We start from the raw sequence: 12,868 nt of genomic DNA on the forward strand, positions 1-12,868 counted from the left end.
CGACAGCATGCGGCAAGAAATCGTTCAAAAGCTGGAAAAAATCGTGGGTAGCGACAACTGCCGGTTGGATGCGGAAGTAAGGAACCTGCACAGCTTAAGCAAAAATTCCGCTCCGGAAGCCGTCGTGTATCCGGAGGACAGCCGGCAGGTAGCCGATATTTTGCGGCTTGCCGGAGAAGAGGGTCTACCCGTAGTGCCCTGGGGGGCCGGAACCATGGCCGGGCGCGGGTTGTTATCCCTTAATGGGGGATTGGTAATCAACCTCACCCGGATGAACAAGATCATTGAATATGATTATGAGAATATGACTGCTTATGTGGAAGCAGGTATTCCTTTAGGTGAATTGCAGAAAACATTAAGGACTCACAACCTCTTTTGGCCGGTTGAGCCTGTTGAACCGGATACCTGCACCGTAGGCGGGTGTATAGCCGCCGGGGCTTCGGGTCCCAGTAAACTGGGATACGGTGACGTTAAATTCCATATATTGGGGTTGGAGGTCGTTTTACCTACCGGCGAAATTATTCGGACCGGTGGGAAAACCGTTAAAAACGTGCAGGATTACGACAACACCCGTTTTCTTGCCGGTTCGTGGGGTTCCCTGGGCATTATCACCAAGGCCATGTTGAAGCTGCGTCCCGTGCCGGAAAAAGAGACGACGGTCTTTTTATCCTTCAAGCAGTTGAAGGAAGCTATTGGGGCGGCTCGCATTATCCGCAATGAGACATTGCCCCTCTCCCTGGAATTGCTGGACGATAATGCCATGGCCGTCTTGGCCCGGGCCGGTTGGCAGCCGCCGGGCAAGGGGGCGGGTGTTCTTGTCAGTTATAGCGGCTTCCGCGAGCAGGTAGACACCCAGGTGGACTATGTTAAAAAACAATTTTCCGGGGCCAGCATCCTCGAAGGTGAGAAAGCGGTAGCGGCCTGGCGGGCACGCCGGCAGTTGTTCCCCGCTTTTGCTGGCAATACGGGAGCAGTAATGGTCAGCGCGGCCGTACCCTTTACGGCCTTGGAAGAATTTATAACCCGGGCGCGGGAAGAACTGGACCGGAGCCGTAAAGGTTCGGCATTGATTTCCCATTTCGGCAACGGCCACGTCCATATTTTGTTGGATGCGGCGCCCGAAACCTATGCCGGTGTCCAGGGGATAGTGAATACCCTGGCTTCCCTGGCAGAAAATCTGGGGGGCCTGTTGGTGGTCGACAACACTGAGGACTTATCTTTAACGCGACGCTGGGTCGAGGCACGGGGTAAGGCCATCATGGAATTGCTCTCCCGGATTAAGGCGGCCTTTGACCCCAAGGGGATTATGGCTCCGAACAGCAAGGTCCTGGCCTATGTTACCAATAACAGCAGGGCGGTATCCTGAAGCGAGGAGGAACAGGGAATGGTAAAGACATTTCGGCAGTATGAAGAAGATATCGTCCGTTGTAACCGCTGCGGTTTCTGTGAAGAGGTATGCCCTACCTATAAAGTGACCGGAGAGGAGTTCTCCCTGGCCCGGGGTCGTAATCGCTTAATGCGCCAGTCCATGGAAGGACATTTTGACTTAACAAAAGAGAAAGAGATAAACCACCATATTTATTCTTGTCTTCTCTGCGGCGCCTGCGCCGCCGCCTGCCCATCCTCGGTGATCACCGATACCCTGGTAAAAGCCGCTCGGGCAGAGATTACCAAAGCCAACGGCAATCCCTTCCCCATCCGCATGGCTTTACACGGGGTGCTGGCCAGGCAGAGACGTCTTACCCTGGGGGCCAAAGCCCTGCGGTTTTACCAGCGTAGTGGCGCCAGGTGGCTTGCCCGTCATACCGGTTTTCTGGGACTGTTGGGCTCCCTGGGTAAGGCCGAAGGACTGCTTCCCGACGTTCCGGCCCGAACTTTAAGGGAACGCCTGCCGGAAGTTTTAAAGAAACCGGCAAAACCACGCCACAAAGTGGCCTATTTTGCCGGCTGCATGATGAACAACTTCTTCCCCCAAATCGCCGAAGCCACATTGAGGGTTTTGCAGGAAAACGATATCGAGGTGGTGGTGCCGGAGTCTAACTGCTGCGGCATTCCCCATGAAGCCTACGGCGAGACGGAGATGCAAATTAAGCTGGCCAAAGAAAACCTGGATTCCTTTAAACGCCATGATGTCGAAGCGATAGTAACCGACTGCGCCAGCTGCGCCCACGGCCTCCATTATTACGCCGAACTCCTAAAAGACGATCCCCAGTATGGTCCTCTGGCCCAGGAGTTTTCTGCCAAAGTGAGGGAAGCTTCCCAGTATCTCGCGGAAGTAGGGTTTAAGAAAGAAATGGGGCCGGTCAACGCTACGGTGACTTATCACGACCCGTGCCACGCCGTCCGCGGTATGAAGATCAAAGAACAGCCGCGCCAGATTCTGAAAAGCATACCTGGGGTTAAATTTGTAGAGATGAACGAGGCCGACTGGTGCTGCGGCGGCGCCGGCTCTTATAACGTCACCCATTACGAACTGTCCCAGCGGATTTTGGCCCGCAAGATGGGCAACTTTAAAAAGACCGGAGCACAATATCTGGCTACTTCCTGTCCGGCCTGCCTGATGCAGTTGGCCCACGGCCTGGACGTCCACAAGCTTTCGGCCCGGGCCGTCCACGTTATGCAGCTTTTAGATCAGGCCTACCAGAACCGGTCGGCCAAAAGCGGCGCCAAGGCCGGTTAGATAAAAAGATTTTGCCTCCTGCCTGCGGCAGGGGGCTTTTTTATTTCATACACCCCGGCAGGGCTGAATAGGATCATCTTGGGGGGTGAGGAGATGATCCTGTTGTGGCGCCAACGCCGGTTGTTAAACTTCCTGCTTCCGGCATTTATATTTTTCCTCGGACTTTACCTGGGAGCCAGGTTCGCCGATTATCAGCCCCTGGCCACAGTTGCTGGGCGGAGCAAAAGACTGCTGCCCATTTATAGCGTCGCCACAAAGGAAAAAAAGGTGGCCCTTTCCTTTGACGCGACGTGGGGGGCCGAGTATACACCGAAACTTTTGGCCACTTTAAAGCAGCATAATGTGCGTACAACTTTTTTTCTAACTAATATCTGGCTGGAAAAATATCCCGATATAGCCAAACAGATCGCCGCCGCCGGCCATGAAATCGGCCTTCATTCGGCCACCCATCCCCATTTTACCGCTTTGAGCGAGGCAGAAATGGAGCGGGAGCTCCAGGAAAACAGTAAGAAGGTACAGGAGATCACGGGATACAAGGCGGAACTCTTCCGGCCGCCCTTCGGCGATTATAACGATGCGGTAATCCGGACCGCCGAGCGCCTGGGGTACCGGGTCATCCAATGGGATGTAGATTCCCTTGATTGGCAGGAACATATGACGGCGACGGCCATCCTGGAGCGGGTATTGAAAAATATAAAGCCGGGGTCTATCGTCCTTTTCCACAATAACGGCCGCTATACAGCCGACGTGCTGGGTCCCCTGCTGGAAAGGCTCAAGGCCGACGGTTACCAGGTTGTGCCGGTGGGGGAACTGATTATCAAGGGAGATTATTATATTGACCACGCCGGCGTCCAGCATCCCGGGCAGTGAGGTTGGAAAAAATATTTTGCAGAAAGGTGATGTGTGTTACAATAAAACCGTGAAGACCCAAGGGCGGGCGCCTCTCTGGGAGGCGCTTTTGAATTACAGGCGTCGACGCCTTAATTCCTGGCATACCCCCGGGCATAAAAACGGGGCCTATACTTGGCCTGGGTGGCGCCAAACCCTGGGGGAGGAAACCCTGGCTCTGGACCTCACCGAAGTCCCTGGACTGGACAATCTGGCCTGTCCAGCAGGAGCCATCCGTAAGGCCCAGGAGAAGGCCGCGGCCTTTTACGGTGCGGCGCGGACCTTTTTTTTGGTCAACGGTGCCAGCAGCGGGTTGATGGCTGTAATTATGGCCACCTGCCGCCCCGGTGACGAGGTTATTTTACCCCGTTATGCCCACCGTGCCGTTTTTAGCGGGTTAATTTTAAGCGGAGCCAGGCCGGTTTATTTGCCGGAGGAATGGCTGGCCTCGCCTGTCGTTCCCCTGGGAGTGACGCCGGCGGCCCTGGCCCGGACCTTGAAAGACCATCCCCGGGCGCGGCTGCTCATCCTGGTTCATCCAACCTACGAGGGGATCGTTCCCCGCACCCGGGAGTTGATAGATCTGGCCCACGCCCATGGCCTGGCCGTTTTAGTCGATGCCGCCCACGGGGCCCACTTCGGTCTGGAGCCGCGGTTGCCGCCCGCTCCTTTGGCCTTGGGCGGAGATTATGTGGTCCAGAGTACCCACAAGACCATGGGGGCCCTCACCCAGGCGGCCATGTTGCACTTGCGCCAGGGGGAGGCGGCGGAGACAGTGGCGGCTTCCCTGAACCTTATACAGACCACGAGCCCTTCCTATCTTCTCCTGGCTTCCCTGGACACTTCCCGGCTGCTGGCGGAGGAACGGGGACGACGGGACTGGAGCCGGACCGTCGACAGGGTGCTGCAGTTGCGGCAGAAACTGGCGGCTGCCGGCATACCTTGCCTTGAATCCGAGGACGTGCGGGGAGCGGCGGCAGCCGGCCTGGACGTCACCCGCCTGGTAATACCGGCGACCGCCTTTGGTACCGGTGGCATTGAGGCGGCGGCCTATTTACGGCGGGCCGGTCAGGAAGTTGAGCTGGCCGGCCCGGATTATATCCTGCTTATCATCACCCCCGGCGACGGGTGGGACAAAATCGCCTCCCTCTTTCAGGCCCTGGTGCGGGCGGCAAAAGTATTGCCGGCGGGGGGTGGGGAGCAAGGGAAACGGCTGTTCCATCCCTGGACAGGCCGTCCCCGGCAGGTTCTAACGCCGCGAGAGGCCTGGCTGGCTCCCCGTCGTGAAGTATCCTTGAAGGAGGCCCGCGACCGGATTTGCGCCGAGCTGATCGCTCCCTGCCCTCCGGGTACGGCTTTGGTCGTTCCCGGAGAGGTGCTGGATGAAGGGGTGCTCACCGTTTTGGCCTCATTCCGGGGCGAAGAGGGCAGGGTTTGGATAGTAGACCATTAAGATGTTGATGAAGAAGGTGACATTGCTTGCCCGGCGGCCTTTTTATCACCCTGGAAGGCCCCGATGGGGCCGGAAAGACCACCCAGATAAAGTATTTGGAACATTTTTTTCATGGACAGGGCATGGCCGTTGTCTGCACCCGGGAACCGGGGGGCACCCCCCTGGCGGAAGCCATCAGGCGGCTGCTGCTGGAACCGGCATACACTCCCATAGACGGTCGTGCCGAAATTTTACTCTATGCCGCCGCCCGCGCCCAGCACGTCGCCATGCGCATCCGGCCCGCCCTGGCGTCCGGTGAGGTTGTCCTCTGCGACCGCTTCATTGATTCTACCGTGGCCTATCAGGGGTACGGGCGCCGCCTGGATATAGAAATGGTGCGCCGGGTGAACGAATGGGCGACGGGGGGATTACTGCCTGACCTTACCCTTTTAATCGATGTGCCGGTGGAAGTTGGTTTGGCACGGCTCCGGCAAAAAAGAGACGTGGACCGCCTGGAAGGAGAAGAACTGGAATTTCACCGGCGGGTGCGGCGGGGCTACCTGGAATTATGGCGGCTGGAGCCGGAACGCATCCGCCTCATTGACGGCAGGGGTACGCCTGAAGACGTCTGGAGGCGCATTAAAGGGGTGGTGGAACCCTGGTTGGAGGCGCGCGTAAAAGGGAGGGACGGTTAAATGGCGACAGAAAAATCCCCCGCCTTTGTCAACGCCCGCCGGCAGCTGCAGCAGGCCTTGAAGAAGGGTAAGGTGGCCCATGCCTATCTCTTTACCGGCGGGGATGAGGAAGCCCGGATAGAACTGGCCGAGTACTTGGCCGCGGTCTTGAACTGCCGCGAGCCCTCAGGTGAAGAACCGTGCGGCTGCTGCCGCTCCTGCCGGCAGATGGCGGGTGGTAACCACCCCGACTTCCATCTTGTTCGCCCCCAGGGGGCCACGTTGAAAATAGAGCAGATTCGTGAACTGGAAAGGCGCCTGGCCTTACGTTCCTTCCAGGGAGGAGCACGGGTAGCCGTTTTGGCTGGAGCCGAAACCATGACTGAAGCGGCGGCCAACTGTCTGCTGAAAACCCTGGAGGAGCCGCCGCAAGGAGCTTACCTCATTTTACTGGCAAAACGGCCGGATTTGCTGCCGGCCACCATCCGGTCTCGCTGTCAAGAATTGCATTTAAAGGATGAGGAAGAGGAAGCCTTTGCCGGCATTAACTATTGGCAGCGCCTAATGGGGGCCGATTTGAGGGCAATGGCGCAGGAAATCCTGCCGGACCTGGAAAAAGAAGAGGACCTCAAAGGCATCCTCGAAGCTATGTCACTGGCCTGCCGCGATCAGCTTGTCTGGCAAATGACCGGTACGGAAAAACTATTATTGCGACCGGAAGGTTTTTTGCCGTCGTCCATGACACCGAGACAACTGTGGCACTGTTACCGCTTAATTCAGGAATGCCGGGCGGCTGTAGACCATAACGGCAACCGCCGCCTGATACTGGAAGCTTTAATGTTTAATCTTCTTGAAATAAAGACAGGGGAGGTGAGGGGTGATAGTTACGGTTATAGGCGTGCGCTTTAAAAAGGCCGGTAAAATATATTACTTCGACCCCGGGAACCTGGAGTTAAAGAAAGGCGATGCCGTAATCGTGGAAACAGCCCGGGGATTGGAGTTCGGCGAGGTGGTCATCCCGCCGCGCCAGGTCGATGAAAAACAAATCGTGCAGCCCTTGCGGCCGGTGATACGTCGGGCGACGGCCGCCGATATTGAACAGGTGCGTATAAATCAGGAAAAGGAGAAAGAGGCATTTGCCATCTGCCGGCAGAAAATCGCCGAGCATGGCTTGCCCATGAAGTTGATAGATGTGGAGTTCACCTTTGACGTCAGCAAGATCGTTTTCTATTTTACGGCCGAAGGGCGGGTCGATTTCCGCGAACTGGTCAAAAGCCTGGCGGCCATTTTTCGTACCAGAATCGAATTGCGTCAGATAGGCGTTCGGGATGAAGCCAAACTCCTGGGAGGGCTGGGCTGCTGCGGCCGACCGGTTTGCTGCGCCACTTTTCTGGGGGAATTCGACCCCGTTTCCATTCGCATGGCCAAAGAGCAGAACCTGTCTTTAAATCCGAGTAAAATTTCGGGTCTCTGCGGGAGGCTCATGTGCTGTCTGCGCTATGAAAACGAGGTTTATGAAGAGGCACGGCGTCATTTTCCTCCGTGCGGCACAACGGTCCAGACGCCCGCCGGACCCGGGCGGGTGGCGGGGCACAACGTCCTTAAAGGAACGGTCTTTGTGGAGCTTCCTGAGCAAGGCACCATGGAATTTTCCCTGAAAGACATTGGGAGAGAAGAAAATGAGCGGTAATTTCGCTATTACCAATGAAGGCACCCTCGCCGTTGCCCTGGCGGAATTGGAAGCCCATCTAGGTGAAGTTATGAAGGAAGTACGGCGCCTGCGGGCTCTGGCCCGATCCCTGGAAGAGGAAAACCAGCGCCTTAGAACGATAATGATTGCCGAACAGGCCGGGGAAGGCGGTTATCAAAGTTTGCTGCGTTTTTATGAAGAAGGGTTTCACGTGTGTCCTCCCCATTTTGCCCGGGTGCGGGATGGTGAGGGCTGCCTTTTCTGCTTGAGTTTTCTGGAGAAAAAAAAGGGGATGCCTTCCCATGGCTAACCTTTATTTGGTGGCTACCCCCATCGGTAACCTGGAGGACATTACCCTGCGGGCTTTAAAGATATTGGGAGAAGTCGATTTAATCGCCGCCGAAGATACCCGGCGCACCCGGGAACTTTTGGCCCATTATAATCTGCATACACCTTTGACGAGCTATCATCGCCACAACTTGAGGAGCAAAACGCCTTATCTATTAAAAATGCTGCTGGAAGGTAAAAAACTGGCCCTGGTTTCTGACGCCGGAATGCCGGGCATCAGCGATCCTGGTGAAGAGCTGGTGCGGGAGGCTATAGACGCCGGGATCAACGTGGTCCCCATACCCGGTCCCAACGCCGCCCTGGCCGCCCTGGTGGCTTCGGGGCTACCGACCTCCCGTTTTGTTTTTGAAGGCTTTCTACCCCGGAAGGGGAAGGAAAGGCGGGAGAGGCTGATCGCTCTGGCGGCGGAAGAGCGGACCCTGATTTTTTATGAAGCCCCCCACCGCCTGGTTAATACCCTTGATGATTTGCTGGCGGCCCTAGGGGACCGCAGGGTTGCCGTCGGGCGGGAGCTCACCAAAATGTTTGAGACGATATGGAGGGGGATGCTTTCGGAAGCGATAGCTTTTTTCCAGGCTAACCCGCCCCGCGGGGAGATAACCCTGGTGGTGGCCGGGGCTGCCCCATCGGCCTCGTTCCAGTACGATCCAGCCCGGGCGGCGGCAGAAGTCAAAGAGCTGGAGGAAGCTGGGGTTGAGCGCAAAGCGGCCATGGCTATGATAGCCAGGCGCTACGGCCGGTCACGGCGGGAAATTTATCGCGCCTGTTTGGAAGAACGCCAAAAATAAAAAAAGGCGCCCGGGGCGCCCTCTTTTGCAAGTCATGTACCTTTTTTAGACGGCCTTGGCCTGCTGGCTCATGGCTTCCAGGCAGGCGCGGCAGACGTTTTTACCGTGGAAATTGACGGTATCCTCCGCGTTGCCGCAGAAAACACAGCCGGGTTGATACTTTTTAAGGATGATCTTTTCGTTGTCGACGTAAATCTCCAGCGCATCCTTTTCGTCGATGCCGAGGGTACGCCGCAACTCAATGGGAATGACGACCCGGCCGAGCTCGTCCACTTTACGGACAACACCGGTCGACTTAATCATGGCTCTCCCCTCCTCTATTTCAACATGTTTCGACAACCTGTCTATATGGTACCAGCGTTTCCAGTAATAGTCAACCATAATTTGGCCAGAAAAATAGCCTTCTGGCGCCATTATAGTCAAAACTTGACAACTTGCTCTTTTTTTTAATATAATACACCTGAATTTGCCGAAAGGGGACGACGGGATATGGGGGACAAGGTTTTTTACGTCACCACCCCTATCTATTATCCCAGCGATAAATTGCATATCGGTCATGCCCTGACAACCACCATGGCCGACACCCTGGCCCGCTACAAACGCCTGAGGGGTTACGACGTCTATTTTTTGACGGGCTCCGATGAACACGGTCAGAAGATCCAGCGTAAGGCGCGGGAAGCGGGTATGCCGCCTAAAAAATATGTAGATGGGATTGTAGCCACCTTTCAGGAACTGTGGCGACGTCTTAATATTTCTTATAACGACTTTATTCGCACCACAGAGCCGCGGCACAAGCGGGTGGTCCAGTATCTGCTGCAAAAAATTTATGATCAGGGAGATATTTATAAGTCCACCTACGAGGGATGGTACTGCACCCCGTGTGAAACCTTCTGGACGGAACGTCAACTGGTGGATGGCAATTGTCCCGATTGCGGACGACCGGTCGAGCTGGTCAAGGAAGAGAGCTATTTCTTCCGGATGAGCAAATATGCCGACCGCTTGCTAAAGTATATCAAAGAACACCCTGAATTTATCCAGCCCGCTTCCCGGCGCAATGAAATGATCAGCTTCATCGAAAGCGGGCTGGAAGATTTGTGTATTTCCCGGACCACCTTTGACTGGGGCATACCGGTCCCCATGGATCCGAGGCATGTTATCTACGTCTGGTTTGACGCCCTCACCAATTATATTTCCGCCCTGGGATACGGTACGGAGGACGACCATCTCTTTCATAAATACTGGCCGGCCGCCGTACACCTGGTGGGCAAAGACATCGTCCGCTTTCATACCGTAATCTGGCCCATTATTCTAATGGCCGCCGGCATCGAACCGCCCCGGCAGGTTTTCGGCCACGGTTGGCTCCTGGTAGACGGCGGCAAGATGTCCAAGTCCAAAGGCAATGTGGTCGATCCCATGGTGCTTATCGACCGCTACGGTGCCGATGCCATTCGCTATTTTCTCCTGCGGGAAATGCCCTACGGCGCCGACGGTTATTACAGCGAAGAGGCCTTAATCAACCGCATCAACACCGATCTGGCCAATGACTTTGGCAATTTGTTGAGCCGGACGACGGCCATGATCGAAAAATTTAACGGCGGTATAATCGAGTCGCCTGCAGCTCCGGAACCCCTCGATGATGATTTGATAGCCACGGCAAGGCTTGTGCCGGACGAAGTAGATGCGGCCCTGAACAATTTTGAGTTTGCCCGGGCCTTAACGGCCATTTGGCGCCTAGTCAACAGAGCCAATAAATATATCGAAGAGACGGCGCCCTGGGCCCTGGCCAAAGACCCTTTAAAAAGGCCGCGTCTCAATACGGTCCTTTATAACCTGGCCGAAGCCATACGTCAGGCGACGGTTATGGTGGGCCCCTTTATGCCCGGGGTACCGCCGCGAGTATGGGAGCAACTGGGTCTAGTCGATCTCCCGGCGGCCCACACCTGGGAGAGCCTCGCCGTCTGGGGAGGCATACCGGCCGGCATACGGGTGAAAAGGGGTCCGGCCCTCTTTCCGCGCATTGAAATAAAGAAGGAAGAAGGGGAAGAAACGATGACGGAACAGGAAAAAGGGGCGGCAACGTCGCCTGCCGTAAATGAAACCCAGGAAGCTGCGGCGGGAGACGAAGAGATAACCATTGAAGAATTCGCCCGCATAAAACTAAGGGTGGCAGAAGTACTGGCGGCCGAGAAGGTGGCCAATGCCGACAAGCTTTTGAAGCTGGAAGTCAAAGTCGGCAATGAGCGCCGTACCATCGTGGCCGGCATCGCCCGTTATTACCGGCCAGAAGAGCTGGTGGGCAAAAAGGTGGTCATCGTGGCCAATTTGAAACCGGCCAAACTGCGGGGTATACTCTCCCAGGGGATGGTCCTGGCGGCAGTGGACGATGAGGGTTTAAGCCTGATTACGCCGGAGCGGGAAATTAAAGACGGCACTCCGGTGCGGTAGGGTGTAGAGATTTGCCGGCATTAATCGATTCCCATGCCCACCTTAACGATCCGGCCTTTGCCGGCGACCTTAATGCCGTGCTGGGGCGTTTAAAGGAGGCCGGCGTGGCGGCCGTAATCAATGTGGGCTATGACGTCCCTTCATCGCGGCGGGCGGTGGAACAGGCCCATACCTGGCCCTTTATCTATGCCGCCGTGGCCGTCCATCCCCATGATGCGGCGACCTTTGATTCTGAGGCGGAGGCGGTAATAGGTGGCCTGGCGCGGGACGCCCGGGTGGTGGCCATTGGGGAAACGGGCCTCGATTATTATCGAAACCTTTCCCCGCGGCAGCGTCAGCAAGAAGTCTTTCGCTGGCATTTGGACCTGGCCCGTACACTACGCCTGCCGGTAATCGTCCATGACCGCGACGCCCACGGCGATACCCTGCGTATTTTAAAAAAGGCTGCTCCTTTTCCGGCAGGAGGGGTTCTCCACTGTTTTTCCGGTAGCTGGGAAATGGCCCGGGAGTGCCTGGATATGGGCTTTTATATTTCCTTGGCCGGCCCGGTGACCTTTAAAAATGCAGCCAGACTGCGGGAAATAGCAGGACGGGTGCCCATGGACCGCCTTCTTGTCGAAACCGACTGCCCCTACCTTACCCCTGAACCCCATCGCGGCAAGCGCAATGAACCGGCCTATGTAAAACTGGTGGTGGAAGCCGTAGCCGTCACCCGCGGACTTCCCTTTGAGGCCGTTGCGGAAGCCACTGCGGCCAACGCCCGCAGGCTCTTCGGCCTTTAGATCCTGCCTTGAAAGGCAGGATTTTTTAACGGGTATAAAAGGCGAATATTCTGGCAAGGCTATAGCCGGCAAAATATGGAAGGAGGGGGAACGTGATAAAAATATCACTTCCTTCCGGCCGGCGGCCTGCCATCGGTCGGAGAAAGTTACTGCTGGGGTTGGTGTGCCTTCTTTTAGGAATACAGACATTATTTACTGCCGGATGGACCGGCAGTCGCGTTGATATATTTGATAGAGGCGACGCCCGGCAGGTGAATATTAGTCAGTGGTTTTTTGGTGAAATTGCCGAATTTAATGACGGCGAAATACGCCTGGGGGATTGGGTTTTACCTCTACCCGGCGCCTGGTTCTGGCCGGGGTTGAAGCTGGTTGTGGCTGGCGGGGTGCCGGTGGCGGCGGAGATCGCCGGGTGCAATCTATGGCCCCAGGTACCTTTGCCGACGGCTGCCGCGGTCCTGTTCCAGGAAGGTATAACCCTTGGGCCTGAAGACAGGATAGAGAGCAATCTAGGAAGCAATAATCCTTTCCAGTATATCCGCGTCATCAGGGTGGAAAATACTACGGAAGTCACCAGGGAAACGGTCCCGCCTCCCCTGGTGCGCAGGCCGGAGCGGACTTTGGCGCCGGGGCATGAGAAGGTCATTCAGGAAGGGCAGCCCGGCGTTCGCTGTTATCAGTACCAGGTTAAGAAGGAAAACGGCGTCGAGGTTGAGCGCCGCCTCCTGGGGTCCTGGATGGAAGTCCAGCCCCAGCCGCGGGTAGTGGCCTACGGCAGCCGCGCCTATCCCGCCGTTACGGCGGCCAGGGCCGGTGATACCCTCAAGGTTATAGCCACGGCATATACCCATACCGGTAACCGGACGGCTACCGGCATCTGGCCTTACAGGGGCATAGTTGCCGTCGATCCCCGGGTCATCCCCCTGGGGACGAAACTTTATGTGGAAGGTTACGGATATGCTGTTGCCCAGGATACCGGCGGCCTAATTAAAGGCAACCGCATCGACGTATTTTTAGACAGCGAGGCCGAAGCCATTCAGTGGGGACGGCGCCAGGTAACCGTGCGTATTTTGGGGCAATAGTGGGGAGGATTTTCCTGTCCCCGTGTCGAAGTACTTAAATACAAAATTAGCCCCGCGGAGGT

13 protein-coding genes are annotated in these 12,868 nt (G+C 56.3%); 12 read left to right on the forward strand and 1 reads right to left on the reverse strand.

Translation table 11 applies throughout. The annotated features are described in order from the left end of the window. Positions 1-7 precede the first annotated feature (7 nt). From MHFGQ_RS00230 to rsmI, 9 genes are all read left to right on the forward strand, one after another. Positions 8-1,366 (forward strand): FAD-binding oxidoreductase, encoded by a 1,359-nt coding sequence (locus MHFGQ_RS00230; RefSeq protein ID WP_106004976.1) that lies wholly within the window; start codon positions 8-10, stop codon positions 1,364-1,366. An 18-nt stretch (positions 1,367-1,384) separates the two neighbouring features. Then, positions 1,385-2,680 carry a (Fe-S)-binding protein gene (locus MHFGQ_RS00235; RefSeq protein WP_106004977.1) on the forward strand — a complete coding sequence of 432 codons (1,296 nt, stop codon included), beginning with the start codon at positions 1,385-1,387 and terminating at the stop codon, positions 2,678-2,680. A 93-nt stretch (positions 2,681-2,773) separates the two neighbouring features. Beyond that, on the forward strand, positions 2,774-3,550 hold the full coding sequence (locus MHFGQ_RS00240; protein ID WP_106004978.1) for a polysaccharide deacetylase family protein: 777 nt from the start codon (positions 2,774-2,776) through the stop codon (positions 3,548-3,550). A gap of 88 nt (positions 3,551-3,638) precedes the next feature. Continuing rightward, entirely contained in the window at positions 3,639-5,021 is a 1,383-nt protein-coding gene (locus MHFGQ_RS00245; protein ID WP_170066206.1) for an aminotransferase class I/II-fold pyridoxal phosphate-dependent enzyme, read from the forward strand. A gap of 26 nt (positions 5,022-5,047) precedes the next feature. Beyond that, complete coding sequence (tmk, locus tag MHFGQ_RS00250; RefSeq protein WP_106004979.1) at positions 5,048-5,695, forward strand: dTMP kinase; 648 nt, start codon at positions 5,048-5,050, stop codon at positions 5,693-5,695. Then, positions 5,696-6,583 carry a DNA polymerase III subunit delta' gene (gene holB, locus MHFGQ_RS00255; protein WP_106004980.1) on the forward strand — a complete coding sequence of 296 codons (888 nt, stop codon included), beginning with the start codon at positions 5,696-5,698 and terminating at the stop codon, positions 6,581-6,583. It begins immediately after the preceding gene. Then, positions 6,552-7,364 carry a PSP1 domain-containing protein gene (locus MHFGQ_RS00260; protein WP_277997010.1) on the forward strand — a complete coding sequence of 271 codons (813 nt, stop codon included), beginning with the start codon at positions 6,552-6,554 and terminating at the stop codon, positions 7,362-7,364. The genes holB and MHFGQ_RS00260 overlap by 32 nt, the downstream gene beginning before the upstream one ends. Then, on the forward strand, positions 7,354-7,674 hold the full coding sequence (locus tag MHFGQ_RS00265; RefSeq protein WP_106004981.1) for an initiation control protein YabA: 321 nt from the start codon (positions 7,354-7,356) through the stop codon (positions 7,672-7,674). The genes MHFGQ_RS00260 and MHFGQ_RS00265 overlap by 11 nt, the downstream gene beginning before the upstream one ends. Beyond that, on the forward strand, positions 7,667-8,500 hold the full coding sequence (rsmI, locus tag MHFGQ_RS00270) for a 16S rRNA (cytidine(1402)-2'-O)-methyltransferase (protein WP_106004982.1): 834 nt from the start codon (positions 7,667-7,669) through the stop codon (positions 8,498-8,500). Before MHFGQ_RS00265 ends, rsmI begins: the two co-directional genes overlap by 8 nt. Before the next feature lie 45 nt (positions 8,501-8,545). On the opposite strand, the gene MHFGQ_RS00275 is transcribed toward rsmI, so the two are convergent. Then, positions 8,546-8,803 (reverse strand): AbrB/MazE/SpoVT family DNA-binding domain-containing protein, encoded by a 258-nt coding sequence (locus MHFGQ_RS00275; RefSeq protein WP_106004983.1) that lies wholly within the window; start codon positions 8,801-8,803, stop codon positions 8,546-8,548. Between the two features lie 186 nt (positions 8,804-8,989). Between MHFGQ_RS00275 and metG the strand changes: the two genes are divergently transcribed. The 3 genes from metG to MHFGQ_RS00290 all read left to right on the forward strand — a co-directional run bounded on the left by metG (position 8,990) and on the right by MHFGQ_RS00290 (position 12,806). Further along, positions 8,990-10,945, forward strand: coding sequence for a methionine--tRNA ligase (metG, locus tag MHFGQ_RS00280; protein ID WP_106004984.1), 1,956 nt, complete (start codon positions 8,990-8,992; stop codon positions 10,943-10,945). An 11-nt stretch (positions 10,946-10,956) separates the two neighbouring features. After that, positions 10,957-11,727, forward strand: coding sequence for a TatD family hydrolase (locus MHFGQ_RS00285; RefSeq protein ID WP_106004985.1), 771 nt, complete (start codon positions 10,957-10,959; stop codon positions 11,725-11,727). Positions 11,728-11,819: 92 nt separating this feature from the next. Next, positions 11,820-12,806: a 3D domain-containing protein gene (locus tag MHFGQ_RS00290; protein ID WP_277997011.1), complete on the forward strand. Its 987-nt coding sequence runs from the start codon at positions 11,820-11,822 to the stop codon at positions 12,804-12,806. Positions 12,807-12,868: the final 62 nt, after the last annotated feature.

It is taken from the genome of Moorella humiferrea, assembly GCF_039233145.1.
GTDB lineage: Bacteria > Bacillota > DSM-521 > Neomoorellales > Neomoorellaceae > Neomoorella > Neomoorella humiferrea.